This is a genomic window from Gemmatimonadota bacterium (assembly GCA_009838845.1).
Lineage (GTDB): Bacteria > Latescibacterota > UBA2968 > UBA2968 > UBA2968 > VXRD01.
The window spans coordinates 1-20,150 of the sequence record VXRD01000141.1; the positions used below are offsets into that span (position 1 = coordinate 1).

18 protein-coding genes and 1 tRNA gene are annotated in these 20,150 nt (G+C 51.3%); 10 read left to right on the top strand and 9 right to left on the bottom strand.

Annotation, left to right across the window (positions count from 1 at the left end; genetic code table 11):
• Nucleotides 1-38: 38 nt before the first annotated feature.
• From F4Y39_19880 to F4Y39_19895, 4 genes are all read right to left on the bottom strand, one after another.
• Nucleotides 39-1,691: a transcriptional regulator gene (locus F4Y39_19880; protein MYC15991.1), complete on the bottom strand. Its 1,653-nt coding sequence runs from the start codon at nucleotides 1,689-1,691 to the stop codon at nucleotides 39-41.
• 141 nt (nucleotides 1,692-1,832) lie between these two features.
• The gene (locus F4Y39_19885) at nucleotides 1,833-3,296 is read right to left on the bottom strand and encodes a sulfatase-like hydrolase/transferase (protein MYC15992.1); all 1,464 of its coding nucleotides are present in this window, start codon (nucleotides 3,294-3,296) and stop codon (nucleotides 1,833-1,835) included.
• 267 nt (nucleotides 3,297-3,563) lie between these two features.
• A complete protein-coding gene (locus F4Y39_19890; protein ID MYC15993.1) occupies nucleotides 3,564-4,166 on the bottom strand; it encodes a transcriptional regulator in 603 nt (200 codons plus the stop codon).
• A gap of 121 nt (nucleotides 4,167-4,287) precedes the next feature.
• Nucleotides 4,288-4,542, bottom strand: coding sequence for a DUF433 domain-containing protein (locus F4Y39_19895; GenBank protein MYC15994.1), 255 nt, complete (start codon nucleotides 4,540-4,542; stop codon nucleotides 4,288-4,290).
• Between the two features lie 342 nt (nucleotides 4,543-4,884).
• Between F4Y39_19895 and F4Y39_19900 the strand changes: the two genes are divergently transcribed.
• Nucleotides 4,885-4,961 (top strand) — tRNA-Val (locus tag F4Y39_19900).
• Nucleotides 4,962-4,987: 26 nt separating this feature from the next.
• Nucleotides 4,988-5,680: a hypothetical protein gene (locus F4Y39_19905; protein MYC15995.1), complete on the top strand. Its 693-nt coding sequence runs from the start codon at nucleotides 4,988-4,990 to the stop codon at nucleotides 5,678-5,680.
• 39 nt (nucleotides 5,681-5,719) lie between these two features.
• Here F4Y39_19905 and F4Y39_19910 read toward each other — a convergent pair whose 3' ends face one another.
• Nucleotides 5,720-6,220 (bottom strand): sulfatase-like hydrolase/transferase, encoded by a 501-nt coding sequence (locus F4Y39_19910; protein MYC15996.1) that lies wholly within the window; start codon nucleotides 6,218-6,220, stop codon nucleotides 5,720-5,722.
• 318 nt (nucleotides 6,221-6,538) lie between these two features.
• Between F4Y39_19910 and F4Y39_19915 the strand changes: the two genes are divergently transcribed.
• A complete protein-coding gene (locus F4Y39_19915) occupies nucleotides 6,539-9,937 on the top strand; it encodes a TonB-dependent receptor plug domain-containing protein (GenBank protein ID MYC15997.1) in 3,399 nt (1,132 codons plus the stop codon).
• Nucleotides 9,938-10,203: 266 nt separating this feature from the next.
• On the opposite strand, the gene F4Y39_19920 is transcribed toward F4Y39_19915, so the two are convergent.
• Complete coding sequence (locus F4Y39_19920; GenBank protein ID MYC15998.1) at nucleotides 10,204-10,686, bottom strand: hypothetical protein; 483 nt, start codon at nucleotides 10,684-10,686, stop codon at nucleotides 10,204-10,206.
• Nucleotides 10,687-10,722: 36 nt separating this feature from the next.
• Between F4Y39_19920 and F4Y39_19925 the strand changes: the two genes are divergently transcribed.
• From F4Y39_19925 to F4Y39_19940, 4 genes are all read left to right on the top strand, one after another.
• Nucleotides 10,723-12,222, top strand: coding sequence for a hypothetical protein (locus tag F4Y39_19925; GenBank protein MYC15999.1), 1,500 nt, complete (start codon nucleotides 10,723-10,725; stop codon nucleotides 12,220-12,222).
• Between the two features lie 20 nt (nucleotides 12,223-12,242).
• Nucleotides 12,243-13,292: a PorV/PorQ family protein gene (locus tag F4Y39_19930; protein MYC16000.1), complete on the top strand. Its 1,050-nt coding sequence runs from the start codon at nucleotides 12,243-12,245 to the stop codon at nucleotides 13,290-13,292.
• Nucleotides 13,293-13,333: 41 nt separating this feature from the next.
• The gene (locus F4Y39_19935) at nucleotides 13,334-14,122 is read left to right on the top strand and encodes an SDR family oxidoreductase (GenBank protein MYC16001.1); all 789 of its coding nucleotides are present in this window, start codon (nucleotides 13,334-13,336) and stop codon (nucleotides 14,120-14,122) included.
• 145 nt (nucleotides 14,123-14,267) lie between these two features.
• Nucleotides 14,268-15,029, top strand: coding sequence for a phytanoyl-CoA dioxygenase family protein (locus tag F4Y39_19940; protein MYC16002.1), 762 nt, complete (start codon nucleotides 14,268-14,270; stop codon nucleotides 15,027-15,029).
• Between the two features lie 356 nt (nucleotides 15,030-15,385).
• Here F4Y39_19940 and F4Y39_19945 read toward each other — a convergent pair whose 3' ends face one another.
• Together F4Y39_19945 and F4Y39_19950 are read right to left on the bottom strand one after the other, a co-directional pair.
• Nucleotides 15,386-15,574, bottom strand: coding sequence for a hypothetical protein (locus tag F4Y39_19945; GenBank protein ID MYC16003.1), 189 nt, complete (start codon nucleotides 15,572-15,574; stop codon nucleotides 15,386-15,388).
• Nucleotides 15,571-16,188 (bottom strand): DUF2442 domain-containing protein, encoded by a 618-nt coding sequence (locus tag F4Y39_19950; protein ID MYC16004.1) that lies wholly within the window; start codon nucleotides 16,186-16,188, stop codon nucleotides 15,571-15,573. Before F4Y39_19950 ends, F4Y39_19945 begins: the two co-directional genes overlap by 4 nt.
• A gap of 293 nt (nucleotides 16,189-16,481) precedes the next feature.
• Between F4Y39_19950 and F4Y39_19955 the strand changes: the two genes are divergently transcribed.
• The 3 genes from F4Y39_19955 to F4Y39_19965 all read left to right on the top strand — a co-directional run bounded on the left by F4Y39_19955 (nucleotide 16,482) and on the right by F4Y39_19965 (nucleotide 19,243).
• Nucleotides 16,482-16,760 carry a hypothetical protein gene (locus F4Y39_19955; protein MYC16005.1) on the top strand — a complete coding sequence of 93 codons (279 nt, stop codon included), beginning with the start codon at nucleotides 16,482-16,484 and terminating at the stop codon, nucleotides 16,758-16,760.
• Nucleotides 16,761-16,901: 141 nt separating this feature from the next.
• Nucleotides 16,902-17,738, top strand: coding sequence for a phytanoyl-CoA dioxygenase family protein (locus tag F4Y39_19960; protein ID MYC16006.1), 837 nt, complete (start codon nucleotides 16,902-16,904; stop codon nucleotides 17,736-17,738).
• Nucleotides 17,739-17,845: 107 nt separating this feature from the next.
• Nucleotides 17,846-19,243 carry a sulfatase-like hydrolase/transferase gene (locus F4Y39_19965; protein MYC16007.1) on the top strand — a complete coding sequence of 466 codons (1,398 nt, stop codon included), beginning with the start codon at nucleotides 17,846-17,848 and terminating at the stop codon, nucleotides 19,241-19,243.
• A 128-nt stretch (nucleotides 19,244-19,371) separates the two neighbouring features.
• Here the strand turns inward: F4Y39_19965 and F4Y39_19970 are convergent, their stop codons facing one another.
• A complete protein-coding gene (locus F4Y39_19970; protein MYC16008.1) occupies nucleotides 19,372-20,145 on the bottom strand; it encodes a phytanoyl-CoA dioxygenase family protein in 774 nt (257 codons plus the stop codon).
• Nucleotides 20,146-20,150: the final 5 nt, after the last annotated feature.

The window sequence follows — 20,150 nt, forward strand, 5'->3', positions numbered from 1 at the left end:
GTGCATAATTGCATAATTATTTGCATTTTCTGCAATAATTATTTGTTTTCAAACGCAATTCCTGAAGGCGATTTTCCCGGATACCATCTGGTCCCCTTGGTAGCTCCGACTTTATGAATGGCTCCCTCATTCCTCAAGCTCTGAAGTAAATTCTGCACCTGGGCACGCGAAAGGAACGGCAGTACCTGCATAAGCTCCTTCAATTGACTCCCTAATTTCCGGTTATCTCGAATATGTTTCAGTAACAACGCCTTGTTCGTCTCGCGGTCCAATCCACGCTTGCGTGTGTAAGTCCCTGCCTTACCAATGTGCCGATAGAACCGTCGGGAGAGCATAAGCCGCACACCTCGCCCGCGTCCTACGCGCTCGATGATTCCCTGGTCCAATAGATGATCGACCCTTGATTGCAGGTCGTTAGGAACCGGCTGTTCGCGGTGGACGAGATCGACCACCAACAAATCGTCAAGGCCAAATGTGGCGACTTGTTCTTGACCAATCTCTTCCAGAAAACGCAGAAACTCCGGGTCTTGAATCTCACCGTGCAACGTGAGCCATACGGAGTAGGCATCTGTATGGGAAAAGTCTGGCAATGGCTTGCTCTGCTGAATGCACTCGCGGAAGATGCGGTCAAACCCTTGTCCCGCGCGTTCGACCAATCCGCATTTGCCAAGGACTTCGGCGATACGGCGATTGCGCGGATTTTGTTGCCGGAGAATATTGTCGGGTGTGATGCCGGGCGGAAAGCCACCGGGACTGACAATCTCGATGCGCCGAGGGTACTGGCGAATGAACACCGACCCGCCGTGGCGGTAATCGCGGTGACTCACCGCATTCAAGACAGCCTCGCGCACCACGCGCTCGTTGAAAGTGGGCACATCCCAAATAAAAAATCCTTGCTGAAAGTGTTGCAGGTCATTGCGCTGGTTGATAAGTCGCCATATCTCGTCAAGCACAGTAAGAAAACCCTGTCTAAATTCATGCCGTTCCGCCGCTGGCCCCGGCACTTCGTTGGATCGGTACTCGAAGATGACCTCCGCTTGAGCGAGATATTTGCCCAGGGCTTCCCGTTTGCCAAGAAGAATCAATGCCGCGTACGTCACTTGATTATCAACGAGCAACTCGGCATCTGCCAGAAGTTGTTCTATGGGACGGGTCGAAATGTCCTGATCCAATAACTTGCGCTGCCAGAGTTGACGCAGAACCTCCACAGCATTTGGATCGAGATCGTCCAATTGGGCAGAGGTACAAATCTCCGCCGAAAAATCGGGACCGGACTCGGCAAAAATGCGTTGGAGCAAGTCGGGTGTCATGGGAATAAGAGTTTCGCCACCACGCATCCAATATGCACCTTTATACTGCATAGGCATACCGATTAGATGAGAGGGAACCTGAAAGACCAGAACCCGGCCATCTGGATGCTGAATCTCCTCGACATCAATACGAAGCCGCACTCGATCAATCAGACCGGCCTTTGTCCGTTCGAGATTGCTAAAAACCTGGCTGCCAACCACTTTACGCGGCAGTTTATCCGTTACACCCAGGATCATTCTTCCACCGCCTTCATTGGCGAGGGCGACGCAGTACTTTACCAGGGTCTCAAAGTGAAAATTTTTCTTTGCCTCTTTGAACTCCAGGTGTTCATCTTCTTTGGAGTTCATCCAGGTTTGGAGTATGTCTATGGAAACGGTCATGTGGCCTCTCAAAAAACTCCGAACTGGTAGAGCTACCTCGTGTTAGTGGATAGTGTAGAAAGTTTATCCTGAGCATCTCCCTGAAAGAGATACGTTGTCTAATCAAATGGGTCAAGTCTAAATTTACTTTTAATGGAATGCTTATCCCGGTGGAGAATACGTCTTTGCCGGAATCGCTCGATAACTCTCAAGCTTCTCTCGATCCAATCGGTCTCTAATCCCACTCAAGTGCGTATCGATCAAATCTCGCCGCACAGATTCCAGATCGGGATCCTCAAAAACATTATTTAATTCCCTCGGATCATTTTGACAATCGTACATCTCAACCGGCTTCTCAGACGTGGACTCGACCACCAGCTTGTATCGCCCATCAAAAACCATCGTAAACCCATCAACTTCACTAAACACAGCACCTTTGCCCTTTTGCGCGCCATCGGCATCCGGGCCTGCCAACACCTGAGGTACAAACGAAACCCCATCGCTGTCTTCCAAAGACTCTGCCCCTGCAACATCTAAAATCGTAGCCGTGATATTCAGACAATCCGTCAATCCTTCAGAGGTCCACCCCACCCGTCCCCCCGGAGGACGCACAACCAGAGGCACCCGTACAGCCATATCGTAAAACACGCCTTTGTGGCTCAACCGATGATCCCCAGCCATCTCACCGTGATCCGAACTGTAAATAATCCAGGTATTGTCCAATTGGCCCTTTGCCTCAAGAGCTTCGATAATACCCCCGATCGCATTGTCGATCAATGTAATCTTTGCATAATAATTGATAACCAGTTGTTTCTTCTCTTCTTCGGTCATCGTTTTGGCATCGCCAGCGCGAAAGAGCGACCGCACAATATATTTGGGATACGGTTCTCTGGGCAGATCCATAATACCCACAGGAATATCATCCACACTGTACATATCCCGATACTCCTGTGGCGAATCAAAGGGATTGTGCGGCCCTGGAAACAACACCTGCAGATAGAACGGCTTGTCCCCATCGTAATCGCGCACCCATTCTGCGGCCGTACGCCCGGTATAACTGTCCAGATGGCTTTCAGAAGGCAATGGACAGGGCGGATCCTCCCACGCCCGTGCCCTGCCCTCTTCCAGGCGCGTCTTTGACCTGACCACATAATCTCGATGCGTCTCCCACAAACCCAATTCTTCGAGATAATCCGAATACTGCGATCTATTCACCCCCGACGCGTGTGGCCCGTGCATCTCCTGAATATCTACAAACCCCCAATTTTCCAATATTGCCGTCTTTTCCTGACTTTTTGTTCCACCCGTGTGCGTATATAAGTGGGTCTTGCCCACCAGGGCAGTATGATAGCCCACATCGCGCACATTTCGCACATGACTGGGACCGTGCTGATCGGCCGCAACAATATTCTGCCAGACACCGTGTTCCCGCACATACTGCCCCGTCATCATCGTCGCTCGTGCAGGCATACAAATCGGCCCATTGGTATAACACTGGCTAAACACCACCCCTTCGGACCCCAGACGATCCAGATGTGGTGTTTTGATCACCGGATGCCCGGCGCACCCCACTGCATCACCGCGATGCTGATCCGAATAAATGAAAACGATATTGGGTTTTGGCATACACACCTCCAGTAAAGAACCCGGTCAACTCAGTCTTACAATACTTATGATATGAATTTATGTCCACTTCTTCACAATAAAAAATTGACCGTCTCAAGAACCAACATAAGTGCAATAAAATCAACGGGGAGCATCGCTGAGTCGATATCTCCCCGTCAATTATTTCAATTTTCGTCGGCTACCGGGTTACGCTGACGCTGTTTCACCACATCATTCAAGTACTTCGCTGGGCTGCCACGGACCGCCATCTCGCCATACCTGAGGGACTCACACCATTGCCTCCATATAGGGCCGCATCACGTTGGTCATCCGACAGATTTGTGCGAAGTGATAGAGGTCATCCATAGTAGCTTTCCGTTCCCGAATGCAGTCTCGCAGGGCTTCAATAGCCACATCCAGGCCGATCTTGTTTCGGTATTTGAAGCAGTCCGCCACGGTCTTGGCCGGATTATAGATCCGCACCTGGATATGTTCAATGGTATGTGTTTCAATGCCCTCATCAAAGGCAAGCCCTGAAAAACGCGCAAACCGAATCTGTAGCCCATCCACTTTGGGCTTACGTGCTTTGTTTGGAATTGCCATCCACACCTGAAACGGAAGCTGCGTGGTCAGTTCGTGGAATTGCAGAGCAGAAAGCAGACAGATGACGCCCTGGGGCACCCTCTTGCAGGCTTCCGCCAGGCTGTGATGCGCCGTCCACTCGGCATCGGGGAGAGTGTAAAGCCCCCGTCCCACCTGGCGTAGCATGCCTCGGTTTCTGAGTCTGCTGAGGTATTCGCGTGGGATCCCATACTGGTCCAGATCCCGCGGCCTGAGCATACCCGCCTGTTTTACAAGCTCTAGAACACTGGGTTTCTGTGATTTGTCCATAGCCTTCTTGAGTTACAAATTGTCAATATTTATATATAAATATATACATTTTCAGACAAAATTCCATACTTTAAAGCAAATATACGACACTCTTTTATCCCGTAGCGAGACTCTCTTTTTGTCACACTTCCGCATCAGCAGGTCGGATTGGTTCAACACGCTCGTGCCCGATTACCTTTCGGGCATATAGTAGGCAGGCTTGAATATCTTCATGTGTCAGCCAAGGATACCCTTTAAGCAGCATCTCAGGGGTATCCCCTGCTGCGAGCATGCCAAGGACATGTTCAACGGCAAGCCGACGTCCTCGAACAATAGGTTTACCCCCAAAGATCTTTGGGTTGATCGTAATTCGTTCCAAGAGTTTTTTTTCATCCATCTTTCACTTTCCCTCCGTTTCTGGATTCCTTTCTTTAAAAGAGATAAGTTGTCCACTAAAACGGGTCAAGTCCATACACATCCAAGATACAAAATCCGGACCTAAAATCTACCAATTGACCAAATGAACGATATAAAATATCTGTAGAGAGAGTTTTGGGCCTTGACGCCTTTTCGTTTGACATTCGACTTCGGTTCATATACATTTCAGATCTAATGAAGACAGACGCACTACTCTCTGAGAAAAGTAAAGGACATACTTTAGGACACATCCTCGGATTTTGTAGAAACGGCCTCAAAAAGAACATTCCAGAAACACATAAAAATAATAATTAAATTGGGTGGGCGATTAGCTCAGGTGGTTAGAGTGCTTGCTTGACATGCAAGAGGTCACTGGTTCAAGTCCAGTATCGCCCACCATTAAAAAAAATGGGTTACGCTAATTTATGCGCAACCCATTTTTCTTTGGTGCTCATCTGGATGCAGTCTTTCAAGGAATTCTGAACATGAAACGAATCGGTATTCTCGCCTACGGCTCTCTAATAGACAATCCGGGTCCAGAACTTGGACCGAACACGGTTGCAAAAATCAAAGATGTCAATACGCCATTTAGGGTTGAATTCGCCCGGAAAAGCCGAAGCCGCAATTATGCACCCACCTTAGTTCCGGTCACTGAGGGTGGTGCTTCTGTAAAAGGCGTTATCCTAATATTAAGAGACGGCATATCTGAAACTGAAGCTAAAAATATGCTCTGGCGCCGGGAAACGAACTGTTTTGACACTCGAAAAATCTACCAACCCCATGCAAACCCCGGTGATAATAAGGTGTATGCAGAACCGCTGGAACATTTCAAGGGCATCAATGTGGTTTATTACGCCCGAATTGCCGCTAATATCCAACCCTTGACACCATCACGCCTGGCAAAGCTGGCTATTCAAAGCGTCAGCTTAAAAAAGAAAGACCAGGGACGAGATGGCATTAGCTACCTGATCAATGCAAAAGCAAACGGTATTCAAACGCTCCTCATGTCCGCATACGAACAGGAGATTCTACAGCGGATGAATGCAAAAAATCTCGAAGAAGCCTTGTCCTTGCAAATCAACCTGTTGCAAGAAAATGCTGGATCATTGAGAGCCTAATGAGAGCACGAGGAAGATCAGTGCTTGAAAACATCGCACTTACCTTCTACGATGATAAGGAAAAAAGACAACATGCGCGACGATAAAGAAATTCCAAAATTCGACAGTTACGAAGAAATGGCAGCGTTTTGGGATACACATAGTCTTGCCGACTATTGGGAACAGACGGAGCCTGTTGATTTCGATTTCGCCCCCCGCCAGCTCAACCAGGCTCGGGCCCGCGTCAAACCATTCCGTGTGGCTCGCACAGGTCTTCCCGGCGACCGAACTCCCGACTGTCTCAGGCGTACGAACCACCATTGGCACTCGAACCGTGCCATTCATGAAATTGCTTTTGCCCAAAATCCCACAATCCCCGTTCATCTCGCCGTGATCAGAACACAGCATAATCACCGTGTTGTCCATTTCACCGCGCGCTTCGACTGCCGCGAAAATCTCACCAATTTGATCGTCAATCAACGTCACGTTACCTGCGTAATCCGCCCGTAATCTCTTTTCTTCCCCAGGTTCAAAGATAGGCCTGTTGGCCAACGTACACATCGTAGTAGTATTCCAATTCCAGCGGTGACGGTCGCACAACGTGGCGTTTGTTGCGAGATCGCTCGGCGAAGTCCGCTTTATACTTCTCCCACAAACCCTTCTCTAGTGGGGTCTCAACTTGCAAATGAGGATTTCCTAATACTGAAAAAATTTATAAGTATCACTTTCTTTAATTAAGAGTTTAGCTTGTCAAATTGGTCAGTTTATTATTATTATATATAATATAAGGGAGGGTTATATCTGCACTAAAAACTAAAATTGATTGTTTAAGACTTCCTAAAGGTCGGTGTCTCCCAATTAGGGGCTTCTATAAGGAGGATGCGTATGAACAGATTTCTCGTAACATTTTTGTCGCTGCTTATTGCGTGTGGTCTGGCAAGCGAAGCTTTTTCTGCTTCCACCGGAAAGATCGCCGGTAAGGTCGTCGGCACAAATGGCGACCCGCTGCCAGGTGCGAACGTTGTCATTGTAGGCACCACCCAGGGTGCGTCCACGGACGGGAACGGGGATTACTTCATCCTGAACGTGACGCCGGGGACTTATACCTTGCAGGTGTCGATGGTGGGGTACACGACGGTGACGCAGTCCGGCGTTCGTGTGAACATTGACCTGACCACACCCTTGAACTTCTCTGGCCAGTTCGCGATGGCGGAAGAGGCGCTGGGTCTCGACGAGATCACCGTTATTGCGGAGCGTCCTGTGGTTCAGGCGGATGTGTCCGCGAATGTTCAGAATCTGACGGAACAGGAGATCGAGACGCTTCCTATCACGTCAATCACGGATGCTGTCGAGCTGCAGGCGGGGGTTCTGACAAACCAATATGGTGACCTTTCCATTCGCGGTTCGGACCTTGCGGAGATTGCCTATACGGTGGATGGCCTGTCGATGCGCGACGGTCGTGACAATACTCCGATGTCCACAGTAAGCGTGACGGCGATTCAGGATGTGAAGGTCCAGACGGGCGGCTTCAACGCGGAATACGGGAATGTTCGTTCCGGGCTGGTGAACATCGTGACGAAGGAAGGCAGGAAAGACCGGTATTCATTCGATGCGTTCTTGCGGTATAGTCCTCCGAAAGAGGATTTTTTCGGTCCGCATCCGAACGATATGAATGACCCCGGATATCTTCTGAAGCCTTTTGTCGATCCGAAGGTTGCCTTTCCTGGCACGCATACGCCGGAGAGCGGGTGGGACATCTATTCTCGCCGCAACTATCCGGAGTCAACGGGCTGGAGCAATTTCGCCCTGGACCTCCTTGCTCAGCCGAGCAATCCGTATTATGGCGTCGGGATCGTAGACGATCCGAATGTCGATGAATCGACGCTGGATCCATCGGAGCTGAAAGTGAACAATGGCCTTCTGGACGTCATGCTTTTTTACTTCCGTAAGGATTTCAACGTCACGGCGTCCAAACACGACATCGATATGAGCCTGGGAGGTCCGCTGCTTCCTCCGATGATGGGCGCGGACCTGGGCGGCCTTCGGTTCTTTGGCTCCGTGAAACGGGAACGTCGTCCTTACATTTCATCTTTCCTGATCAATTCGTATATGAACGACTTGGGGCGCGTGAAGGTGACGTCGGATGTACGGACGAATATCAAGGCTTCTGTTGAGTTCCTGATCAACCGGGAATCCGGCTTGCAGCAGAATGAGCGTGGTTTTCCGCAGATCTTCCGGGGCAATGGGGCCCTGACGACCGTTGGCGACCCAACGGACAGGATTGGGGGCGGCTATTACGAGCCCCTGTATACGGATTCCTACTTCGGCGTCAGCGATCGAGAACGGATCAATGTCGGATTCAGCATGACGCATGTGCTGAGCCCGAAGACGTTCTATGAATTCCGCGTTCAGCGGATGCATTCGGCCTTCGACCTGGATGTGCCCCGGGACAGGGACTTACAGACGGTTGTGAAGCGTTTTCCGAGGAATCCTGATTTTCCAGCTCCCGAGCCGATTCAGCAGGTTGTCGAAGTAACGCAGAACGAAATCGGCCTGGCTGAAACCCCGTTTGGTTTTAGTTTGATTAACGAATCGTATAACCGAATGGAATTCGGTCAAGGATGGGCCGAAGCCCGTGACAGCTCGAAGGTGACGGTGTGGACGACGAAAATCGATATCACGTCGCAGCAGAATCAGGTGGCGCAGTTCAAGGCGGGCTTCGAGTATATCTTCAGCCAGTATCGAATTGGCCATGGCCATTTTGAGTTTCGCAACGTGAATAAAACGCCGGGCTACGACTGGGACCGAGACCCGGCCCAGATCGCGGCGTATGTGCAGACGAAGCTTGAATTCAATGCGATGATCGCGAACCTGGGCCTTCGGTTGGATCACTGGGACGCCCGTGGAGACTGGTGGGTCTATGATGATTGGGCTTCTGCCTTCAGTGCGAAATTCGGGGAGGCCGAGTTACCGAATGTGCTGGAGCAGGCGGCCATCAAGAAGCAGACCTTTATCAGTCCGCGCCTGGGTGTCTCGTTCCCGATGACTGCGGACAGCAAGCTGTTCTTCAACTACGGTCATTTCCGTCAGATGCTGGATGCCCGCAATCTGTTTTCGATTTATTCCTCCAGCAGTTTCGCCATCATGGAAATGGGGAATCCGAATCATCCGATGCCTCGCAGCATCAACTACGAGCTTGGTTTCGAGCAGAATCTGTTCGATCGCTATCTTCTGCGGTTGAGCGGGTATTACAAGGCGAACGACGAGCAGCCGAATCTCGTGTCGTATACGAACCTGGATCAATCGGTCAATTACTCGTTTTCGGAGCCGTTGAACTATGACGATATTCGCGGCTTCGAACTGACGATTCGCAAGCGTCGCGGCAAGTGGGTTGGCGGGTTCGTGAACTACACGTTCATGCAGACGAAGGATGGGAATTTCGGCTTTGATCAGCGGTTCGAGAACCGGTTGTCGCAAGCTCAGTTCATTCGAGACACGCGTTTTCATTACCAGAACAAGCCTGTGAGCCGTCCGTTCGGGAGTGCGGCGCTCGAGTTCTACACGCCACGTGACTACGGGACGAAAGTTGCGGGCTTCCATCCTTTGGGGAACTGGGAAGCTGCTTTTCTGGTGAACTGGCGTGCCGGTCAACACGAGGACTGGTTCGGTCCAGAAAAAGTATCGCTTTCAGGCGTGTCGAACAACGTGCAGTGGAGAGATTTCTGGAATTGGGATCTACGACTGACGAAGCGATTTGGGAATCTGGCCACGCTGTACATCGATGTTGAGAATCTGTTCAATCAGAAGCGCCTGAACCCGGGATCCTTCGGTGGTCAAGGCTCGTTTGGCGACCGGGGCCTCTATATGGCGTCGCTGCACCTGGATCCGGAAAAGGCATTCGAGGGTCTGACGGATGCTGAGATTCCGTATGCGTTTCCACCCGGCGATGACCGTCCTGGTGATTTCCGAACGGACGATCGGTTCGTGCCGATCGAAATCGTGGGGAAGGCGGCCGATCTGCCTGCCGACGGACTTCCTGGTACTGCAGAGATCACTCCGGGCCTGCCTACGGGACTGGAGCCGGACCGTCGCCTGCTGTGGTATGTCGCGGACTCAGATACGTATCAGGAGTACCGGAACGGGAGTTGGGGCGTTGCGGATCCGGGCTTTCTCAAAGAGGTGCTGGACAAGAAGCTGTATATCGACATGCCGAACCCACGTATGGGGCGTTTCCTGTTCCCGCGGAGAGTGTTTTTCGGCCTCCGGTTCTCCTTGTAATCAGATCGTAGGGGCGAACCTTGTGTTCGCCCCTTTTCCACCAGGACGTTTCGAAATCCAGGAATTCGAACCGAATGATCAACCGCAACAGCAGGAGGTTCCAGATGAGTAAACCAGTAAGGCGTTCTGGACTGATTGCCTTTGTATTGGCAGCAACCGGCGCACTGTTCTTTGGACTGCCTGCAGATGTATCGGCGCAGGCAGATTTGGTATGGTTGGATGTTGGCGACTTCCACTACAGGTATTCCTCGACAGGGACGGAACCTTCAGGTGGGTTTCGATCTCAGATCAAGTTTTGGCCCGGCATCTACCATCTTGAAGGGGGCACGCACGTTCGGACTCGGATGTATATCGCGGCACGCGATTGGACGGATGATACGGGGCAGCTCTGGCCTTTCAAAGCCTCCCGCACAGGCCCTCGTAACTTCGATCTGGGAGAGCATTTTGGGTACACGATCGAGCTGGTTGGTAGGTTTCCCAAGCCGGATGTCTTCGTGGATGGCTTCCAGTCGTTTCTTCGTCCGACGGTGCTGACCCGGGTGGATCCGACGATCAAGGCGGACCGGATCGTAATCAGATCGGGCAACGCGGATATGGGCATTACCTGGACAAACACGATCTATGCCTTTTCGAACGAACATCATGATGATTATCACATCCGTGAGATCACGTTTACCAATACCGGGAATGTGGATGAGGATGAAGAGATCGAGTTGCCGAACCAGACCCTGAATGAAGTCATGTTTCATTTTGGGGGCAAGGAGCACTACTGGGGTCCCCGTCGTGTGACGAACCAAGGTGGGTCCTCAACGATGTGGGATTATGTGGGGGACGGGAAAGAAGATTACGGTGAGAAGTGGGCCGGAATCCGAACGATGCTCGGTTGGCTCAGTAACGGTACTCGCGTGACGTTTCTGAACCGCATCGGCGGTCCTACCTGGCGAAGCGTTTCAGGCCCTCCGCGTGCATCTGGCAGAACTGTGGAAGCCGATACGCTTGGTCGCCTGGGTGCCGCCAACATGATCTTCCACGGCACCATCCATGCGGATACGAGTCCGTCGGATGAAACCAACGATATGAATCAGCCGACGCATACCGGTTGGCTCCGGGGTGGTGATCCGCTCACCAATCCGGACCTCCACAATGAAAGCCAGTACGAACTCACGTATGCCTACCTGCATCCGGACATGGACTACGCGGAATACGGGAGGCCGGGCATCGATGGGCATGAGTATCCCCATTCTGCGGATCGGGCTGCTCCGGAAGAACCCGTAGGGCCGTGGGATTCGGAGCAATGGTTAGAACGGATGGGGAATCAGACCGATCTGTCTCTGATTGGGAGCAGCGGCGGTCGCTGTCCGAGTTGGGCCACCGGTCCATATACGCTTGGTCCGGGAGAAGATATCAAATATGTCTGGGCGACGGGAATGGCGGGACTCCAACGGGATGTGGCCGTCAGCGTGGGTATCGATTACAAAAACTCCGGATGGGATGACGATGCAATCATCGAGTATGAAGGTCAGGCGATGACGAAGAATCGCTGGGCCCTGTCGACGCGGGACTCGGTGCTGTCGAACCTGCGGAAAGCGGAAGCCAACTGGAAGTCGGGCTTCAACATTCCGCATCCTCCGCTGCCGCCGAGCCGGTTCGAAGTTGTGTCTGGATCGGATAAGATCGCCCTGTCCTGGGAGGTCTTCCCGAATGCGGATCATACGGGCTTCGAGATCTATCGAACGCGGAACCTGTATGAAAGCAGCGCCGAAGACCTGTGGAAGTACAGGCTGATTGCAGAACTTCCAGCCAGTGCTCGAAGCTACGACGATACGGATGTCGTGCGCGGTAGGGATTATTTCTACTATATCCTATCCACTGGCCCTGTGAAGACCGATCCAACAGGGACGTCGCCCCCGACGGCGTTGAAGAGCAGCCGCTATTATACGCAGACCTATGATCCCGCCAACCTGAAGCGTTCGCCCGGAAGTACGTTGGCTGACGTTCGGATTGTTCCGAATCCGTTCGTATTGGAAGCCGATCAGAATATCCGCTGGCCGGACCAACAGGACAAGCTGGCGTTCTTTGAGATTCCTGGGAATTGCGAAATCATGATCTTTACGGAAGTCGGGGAGCTGATCCACAGGATCGAACACAATGACGGGACGGGGGACGAATTCTGGAACCTGACCACGGAGTCCAATCAGGTGATTACCAGCGGTATCTACTTCGCCGTGATCAGAGATCTGGATTCCAACGAAAAAATCGTTCGGAAATTTGTGATCATTCGATAACAGGCCAAGAGAGGATTCCAATGAAAAAGATCACTGTATTGATGATGTATATGCTGGGACTGCTCTTCTATCTACCTGCCAGCGCGCAGAACGATGCGGATGAGGCTGAGCCTGTTGTCATTGAGCCAGGTCAGGACATCCCCAGGGAGCGAAGGGCGCAAGCCGGATTCAAGTTCCTCACCGTTTCACCCGATGCGAGAGCAGCGGCTATGGGAGGCGCATATTCCTCGATTCGAGGTGGCTCTACGGCGATGTATTACAATGCAGCCGCAATGGCGTACTATGGCCGAAAGATCGATGTGGCCGGAGGGCAGGTCCAGTGGATCGCTGACGTCAACTACATCACCGGGAGTGCAGCATTTGTGACCAACTTCGGCGTATTCGGCCTTTCTCTGGTCGCGGTGGACTATGGGGATTTTCTTGGCACCGTCCGCTTCGATAATGAGAAGGGATTCATAGATACCGGTACCTACAGTCCTTCCGCATTTGCACTTGGCTTTGGCTACGCCAGAGCCATTACGGACAGGTTTTCCGTTGGTGGCGACCTCAAGATCGCCAGACAGGATATGGGTGCAGTACCTATATCAATTACGGGGACGAACCCTTCTCTCAAGGACTTCAAAGAAACAGCATTTATTGTGGATTTCGGGGTTCTTTACTGGACGGGATTCAAGAGCCTGAATTTCGCCCTTTCTACGCGCAATTTTGCGACCGAGAGAAAATTCAGTAAAGAGAGCTTTGAACTGCCGCTCACGTTCCGTATGGGATTATCGATGGACCTGATCGACCTGACTGGAATTGATAAGGAAGTCCATGCGCTCCTGTTCTCAATTGATACCGAACGACCTCGCGACTTCAACGAGAACGTCAAGATGGGGGCGGAGTATACAATTATGAAGACGCTTTCACTTCGGATGGGCTACACATTTCCATCTGACGAGGAAGGCATTTCCCTGGGTGTTGGGGTGAGTCGCGATCTCGGCACGACGGATGTTGGTTTTGACTACGCCTACACTGATTTCGGCGTGTTTGATGCCGTTCATCGACTGGGAGTCCACGTAGGTTTCTAATCGTAACCTTGGCAAATCAACCGTGTGAATAGGAGGCGAAAGTGGCCAAGAAATTGGAAGGCAAGGTCGCCGTCGTTACCGGCGGTAACAGCGGCATCGGGGAGGCCACCGGCAAGGTGCTTGCCCGGGAGGGTGCAAAGGTGGCACTGCTGGCTAGACGTCAGGACAAGGGTCAAGCCGTGCAAGACGAGATTCGCGAGGCAGGTGGCGACGCCACCTTCATTACCTGTGACGTCAGAGACCATGAGGCCGTCGAGGCGGCAATAGCGCAAACCGTCGAAACTTACCGAGCGATACACATCCTCGTTAACAATGCTGGCGGCGGGGCGTTTGGGGGAAAAGCCGGGGAACCGATGCGGTTGGAGGACAACGAGACATGGGACCGCGTAATCGCCGTCAACCTGACAGGCCCGTTCTACGTAACCCGGGCCGTGTGGCCGCATATGGCCGCCGCTGGCGGCGGCGTAATCACCAATATCTCATCCGGCGCCGCCGGGTCGGGCTTCACCGAGAAGATGCTGGAGATTCGCGGCGGTTTCGATGTCTCGAGCTACGCCGCGGCCAAGGCCGGGCTCGAGGGCTTTACCCGCGTCACCGCCAGCATGGGTGGGCCGGAGAACATCAGGGTCAACACCATCCGGCCGCGCCTCATAGTGGACAAGGAAGGGCACCACTGGCTCGAACACGTACGCGAGTACGTCCAGATTCTGGAGGGAAAGGTGCAGGCCGAAGATATCGCCAATACCGTGCTCTTTCTCAGTTCCGCGGACGCTCGCTATGTCAATGCCGCGACTTTGGAGGTCGGCGGCGGATGTGTTTCCAACATATAGCGCGCCGCAGCCCCACCTGGCCACCTGCCCTCGCCCAAGATACGCGATCTGCCGCTCACGTTCCGGATGGGTTTGTCGAACGCTTTTCTTACTTCCTCATTATTTTAAAACAGCTTCTGAGGCTCTGATCCAAGGAGAACAGACAATGACACCTGAAGAAAAGTTTATTTTTGACCTCCAGGGCTACATCGTAATCAAGAATATCTTGTCGCACGAGGAAGTAGACACGCTCAACACGATTGCTGATGAGCAATTGAAAGTTCAGGAAGAAATTAATGATGGGTTGAAGATTCCCAAGCGAGTATCGCTTTGGGGACGCCCCTATCAGAACCTGTTCGATCACCCCAACATCATCCCTTATTTGGACGAGCTACTCGGACCAAAATTTCGAGCGGATCACGATTATGGAATTTTCATGCGGCGCGGCTCCCACAAAGGAGGCCTTCACGGCGGAGACTCCGGAGCTTTTGACGGTCGAGCTAGCCATTGGTACAAATACCGCGATGGTGTCATGCGTAATGGCCTCACCGTTGTCGTGTATTTTCTCGCCCCCGTCCGAAAGGGAGACGGTGGATTCTGTTGCGTGCCTGGATCGCACAAGTCCAACTTTGGTGCGGATGTGCCAAAAGACGTCCGCTCCTTCGATCGCGTTCCACACTACATCGTTCAGCCAGAGGCGGAGGCCGGAGATGCCCTGATTTTTACGGAAGCGACGATGCACGGGACACTCCCCTGGACCTCCGATGAGGAGCGTCGTACGCTACTTTACAAGTTCAGCCCGGGTCATTCAATCTGGTCACAACGCTTTTACGATTTCGACGAATACGATGGCCTGACCGAACAACAGATGCGTGTCATGTCACCCCCATTTGCTGTTCGACGTCCGGACACCATTCAGGCCGTTTAAGCAATAGGGGAACTGCCATGACCCCCGAAGAGAAATTTATGTTCGACCTCCAGGGATTTCTCGTTGTGAAAAATGTACTCTCGGGTGACGAAGTTGCCTAACTGAATGAGATATCTGATCGATCAAAACCGGATGAGTACGAAACGTATGAGGAAGACGGTTTGAAAATCGCCCGAAGGGTTTCCCAATGGAGTCCGGCTTGCCAGAATCTCTTCGACCATCCGAAGTTGGCGCCCTACTTGGTTGGACTCGTCGGCCCAAAAGTGAGGGTGGACGCGCTAACACCTGCTCGAAAGGGCGACGGTGACTTTTGCTGCGTACCGGGTTCACACAATTCAACTTCATCCTTGATATCCCTAGACACAGTCGTATTCCTCCAACTGCATACGGAGTTCATCACATTGGCTTCTCAATGCATCCTGATGAGCTTTCTGAAGCAGAGGATGAATATTCTTATCTTTAGTTTGAGCCAGCTCCGCCAAAGCGCCCTCAAACTTTCTCATCTGGGCCTTGGTGATCCGATATTGTCTCTCATTTTTGATCATATCTGCTCCACACTTAGGTCTATGGTGTCTTGCGGAATCGAGGTCGAGACCTTGGAGATAACCTCACCACCTTCAGAAAGTATTTCGGCGATTTTATCCAGATATGCTTTCAGGGACAATCCGTGACTTCTTGCCAGAATCCCCAGCGTATCCACCTTTGTCCGTTCTCCCTTTTCGATCCTGCACACCTGGCGTTCCGAAAGGCCATGAATATCGGCTTGCTTAAGCCCGCATTGTTTTCGAAATGCGGCAACCGCCTCCCCGAACCGAATGTCAGACATCAATCTTTCCCGATCCTTTTTCTCCCGCCACATATCATCTTTCAAGTAGCGAACAGCATCCAGATCGATGTGTACATCAGCCTCAGGCCAGTGGATATAACTGCCTTCGCTGGAGAGAGTAAATGAAGAACGCTGTTCTTTTGGAATACGATTGAGTGCGGGCATTTCTTCAAATCCTACTCTGAACAGGGTATGGTCACAGGCCATGACAAAGAGCTCACCATCAACGACCTGTGCAGTGGCAATTAGCTGATCTGGACATCCAAGACTCCAGGCCGTGAGCACGCGCTTTGGCACATCCTTATCCGAATGCACAAGAATATTTCGGGTCATTCTGAGTTTAGCCTCATAAAGTGGTAAAAACTGAGCACCTTCGTCTTCTCAGACAAAAAGGGTTCGAAGATGGTTTCGGTGATTGGCAGCACGCACAAATTCAGTGACAACAGGCAGATCGGGAACAGAAATGAGCACAAAAATATCCTGAGAATTTACCCTTCACAATAAAAATCTAACTTTTTGAGCATAATATCAAGCCTGTAGTTGTAGAAATTCGTCTTGCAGCCATTGGTTCACAAAACTATATTCATTTTGAGTGCGTGACATGGATAATAAGGAAAGAAGGCAATATGCACGACGATAAAAAAATTCCGAAATTCGACAGCTACGAAGAAATGGCAACGTTCTGGGATACACATAGTCTTGCCGACTATTGGGAACAGACGGAGCCTGTTGATTTCGATTTTGCGCCAGAAGCACGACGGCAATACCTGGTAGGGGTTGACCGTGAGTTATTAGCGCGTGTGCAACGTCTTGCTCGAACACGGGGTGTAAGTATCGAGAGTCTGGTTAATTTGCTCCTTGAACAACGCCTCCTGGAGATTGAGAACCCAACCTCAAACGTGTAACAGGTCCCAAACACCATCCACCTCAAGAAGCCACTCCTGAAATTCGGAGTGGCTTTTTCATCTTGCAGCCATTGATTCACAAAGCTACATTTATTTGGATTTTTCAATTGTTCTATACGTTCGCTTGTTGTTCGGCTTGAAATGAAGATAACAGGAGCATCAAATATGGCAGATAATATACCAATCGAACACCGGTTCCATTTTGACCTGAGCGGCTTTCTGGTCCTTCGCAATGTATTGACACCCGAAGAATGTGAAACCACTCTGAATGTCCTGTCTGATTTGGAAAGCAGGACATACAAAGATGAATGGATGGCATCTGCACCCACTTTTGGCAGACCAAAACCACTACCAACCTGTGATAAGAGTCGAGAATTTCAGGTCCGTTTGAATGGTCTCTTACGGCTTGATCCCGTTTTTGACCTGATGATCGCACATCCGAAAGTCGTGCCTTATCTGAAGGCATTTATGGGTGAACCACAACTCATCAACACCTGGTCGATTTCTAAATTCAAGGAAGCGCAACAGGGGGGGTGGCATCGCGGCGTGCCAACGACGGATTACAGTTATCGAAACGGCGATATTCGCTCTCGGATGCTCAATACCGTGTACTTTTTAACAGATAATGGACCCGACGATGGGTGTGTGGTGGCTGTACCGGGTTCACACAAGAGCAATTTTGATCTGAGCTGGCAGGCGTATCAGGGATTGGATCTTCCAGGCGCCGTCGCAGTAACGGGCAAGGCAGGCGATGTCTTACTCTTTTCCGAGACCGTCATCCACAATGGACTGCCCAAGACCACAGAGCCGGTGCGATCCAATCTGTATTTCAACTACACACACGCACACTATAATGTGATGATGCGCGAGCCGCCAAATGGATACCACAGATGTCTTCCGCCAGAGATCCGCAAACGGTTTAATGAAGCGCAAAAAGCAATGACGCGGTGGATGGAATTGGCAAGGTGGGATGTGTAGCACTTGTTGGATTATAAATAAATCTCTCTATCAAAACCGACGGTTGATTTACCTATGATGCGTTCTAACGCTTCACACTCTATTGCCGACAAACGGAAGAATCACATATGGCGAAACCGAATATTCTGCTCTTGATGACGGATCAACAGCGTGCAGATGCGATGGGCTGCACTGGTGGCTGGGTTGAAACGCCGAATATGGATCGGATCGCAAATGAAGGCGTGAGGTTTTCTAATTGCGTTACGAATTCGCCTATCTGTGTACCTGCAAGGCTGAGCCTGGCTACGGGACACTACCCTCACAATACGGGTGTGTGGAATCATCAGGACCATACCCTGTCGGCCGACGCGAAAACGTGGACCCAAGTTGTCAGGTCCTGTGGGTATCGAACCAGCCTGTTCGGCAAGACACACCTGCATCCTACGTCAGGCGACTTGCGCAGTCGAGAGCACCTGCTGCACGCCTATGGGCTGGATGATGTGAATGAAATTGGGGGCCCACGGGCGTGCGCAAACTGCGTTTCTCATATGACTTCGATGTGGAAAAAAAAGAGTCTGTGGGAAAAGTACAAAGCGGACCTCGCTGAGCGTTCCAGAACCAAACGGTACCTGGTGCGGCCCTCGGCAGTGGGGCTGGAGGACTATTACGATGTATATGTAGGCCAGCAGGCCAAAGGCTATCTAGAAAGCTATGATCGCTCCGAGCCGTGGTTTTGCTGGGTGAGTTTTGGCGGACCACATATGCCTTATGACACACCTGAACCGTACGCGAGCAAGTACCACCCCGACGCCATGCCCAGTCCGGTTCCTTATCCCGGAGATGAGCGCAAGCGACCTCGGGGAACCCTGGATGATATCCTGGACAACAGGCCCACATTCGACCCTGGAGAAGAAAAGATACTACGAGCGGATTACGCCGGTAACGTGACTCTGATTGACGACCAAATCGGAGAGATCCTATTGGCGATCGAAGCACGTGGTGAGCTTGACGATACGGTGATTCTTCTGGTCTCTGATCACGGCGAAATGAACGGTGATTGTGGAATTCTTGCGAAAAGCAATTTTATGAATGGCGCCGTTCGCGTACCCCTGGTGATTCGGACCCCTGACACCGTCGGTCGTTCGGCTGCTGGAAAGACATGCGCAAGCCATACGGAGTGGTTTGATGCGGGGCCGACACTAGCTGAACTAGCGGGAGGGGAAATCGAGTATCCCCAGTTTGCGAAATCCCTCTGCCCGATGCTTGCAGACCCCTCGATCGAACACCGGAGCGAGGCGATTTCGGAATATGGCGGAGATGTCATGCTGTTGAATCATGATTGGAAGATTGCACTCAACAAAGAAGGAGAGGCCTACCTGCTGTTTGACGTGAAGAACGATCCGAGTGAGGTGAATAACCTGGTTGGAAGAGCCGATATGGCTGACGTGGAGAATTCTCTGAAGCTGAGGATCCTGGAACGAATGATGGAGAGTCAAGTTTATACAGGGGCCAGGTTCGCGGGTTGATTTTCCGGGGATCGTTGTGTTGGTGACTACTCCCAACTCTAAAGCTCTCTGCGAGTGGGTTTTACGGGCTTTTTGATAAAAATGCCAAGAACTAATTTTTCGTTTTCAGATTACATTTGCAAGGTTATTCAACTCATTTCGAGAATGCCCAATCGATCTTCACGCAAATGATTTCTCAACTCGCGATAATATTGTTCTCGGACTTCTATGCTTTTCATGTTAGCATCAATGGTATATCCTGCGGGCTTAAACACAATAAACATCACTTTCCGGGGAAACGTATCAATATTGATAGATGCGCCGTGGACCATTGCCGTGGTGCAAACCGTCATCTGTCCTGCCTTTGCAAGCAAAGGAACCGGATCGGCAAAAGACAACTCGGGAAGTTCTCGAAATGGGACTGGATTCTGAATATAAGTCCCATGCTTTTCCACATCCTCTGCAATCAAACGGTGGCTACCGGGTCGGTACATGAGAGGTGCCCGTTTTTTCGTCACATCGCTCAACCAGAGGAGACAACTGCAAAGCATCTGTTTGGGTGTGGCATCCAGGTCTGAAAGGCTATATTTAATATCCACATGTTCGGAAAAACTGAATATTGCGCCGGGCTGTGGATAGGAAGTGACAATAAACGCATTAAAAAAATGCACGACATCGGCCCCCAAGGTCTTTTTCGCCACAGCTTCCAAAAACGGATCCTGGATCAGATTCAGCAATTCAGGCTCGAGAAAATACCGTTGCCCCACACGATACTGGGTCGGTTTCCCATCTTCTGAGCCTTCAAACGGCAGCATCCGATCAAAAACCCTCGAAACGCGATCCAGCCGCGCTTTACTAAAAGGCGTATCGATAGTTACCGCCCCGACCTCTTCAAATTGTGCAATTTCAGATTCGCCAATCATCGCAT

What these genes read in the sequence shown, in the direction of transcription:
- F4Y39_19880 (MYC15991.1), bottom strand. Translation starts at nt 1,691, where the DNA reads ATGACCGTTTCCATAGACATACTCCAAACCTGGATGAACTCCAAAGAA.
- F4Y39_19885 (MYC15992.1), bottom strand. Translation starts at nt 3,296, where the DNA reads ATGCCAAAACCCAATATCGTTTTCATTTATTCGGATCAGCATCGCGGT.
- F4Y39_19890 (MYC15993.1), bottom strand. Translation starts at nt 4,166, where the DNA reads ATGGACAAATCACAGAAACCCAGTGTTCTAGAGCTTGTAAAACAGGCG.
- F4Y39_19895 (MYC15994.1), bottom strand. Translation starts at nt 4,542, where the DNA reads ATGGATGAAAAAAAACTCTTGGAACGAATTACGATCAACCCAAAGATC.
- F4Y39_19905 (MYC15995.1), top strand. Translation starts at nt 4,988, where the DNA reads ATGCGCAACCCATTTTTCTTTGGTGCTCATCTGGATGCAGTCTTTCAA.
- F4Y39_19910 (MYC15996.1), bottom strand. Translation starts at nt 6,220, where the DNA reads ATGTGTACGTTGGCCAACAGGCCTATCTTTGAACCTGGGGAAGAAAAG.
- F4Y39_19915 (MYC15997.1), top strand. Translation starts at nt 6,539, where the DNA reads ATGCGTATGAACAGATTTCTCGTAACATTTTTGTCGCTGCTTATTGCG.
- F4Y39_19920 (MYC15998.1), bottom strand. Translation starts at nt 10,686, where the DNA reads ATGAAACATGACTTCATTCAGGGTCTGGTTCGGCAACTCGATCTCTTC.
- F4Y39_19930 (MYC16000.1), top strand. Translation starts at nt 12,243, where the DNA reads ATGAAAAAGATCACTGTATTGATGATGTATATGCTGGGACTGCTCTTC.
- F4Y39_19940 (MYC16002.1), top strand. Translation starts at nt 14,268, where the DNA reads ATGACACCTGAAGAAAAGTTTATTTTTGACCTCCAGGGCTACATCGTA.
- F4Y39_19945 (MYC16003.1), bottom strand. Translation starts at nt 15,574, where the DNA reads ATGATCAAAAATGAGAGACAATATCGGATCACCAAGGCCCAGATGAGA.
- F4Y39_19950 (MYC16004.1), bottom strand. Translation starts at nt 16,188, where the DNA reads ATGACCCGAAATATTCTTGTGCATTCGGATAAGGATGTGCCAAAGCGC.
- F4Y39_19955 (MYC16005.1), top strand. Translation starts at nt 16,482, where the DNA reads ATGCACGACGATAAAAAAATTCCGAAATTCGACAGCTACGAAGAAATG.
- F4Y39_19960 (MYC16006.1), top strand. Translation starts at nt 16,902, where the DNA reads ATGAAGATAACAGGAGCATCAAATATGGCAGATAATATACCAATCGAA.
- F4Y39_19965 (MYC16007.1), top strand. Translation starts at nt 17,846, where the DNA reads ATGGCGAAACCGAATATTCTGCTCTTGATGACGGATCAACAGCGTGCA.
- F4Y39_19970 (MYC16008.1), bottom strand. Translation starts at nt 20,145, where the DNA reads ATGATTGGCGAATCTGAAATTGCACAATTTGAAGAGGTCGGGGCGGTA.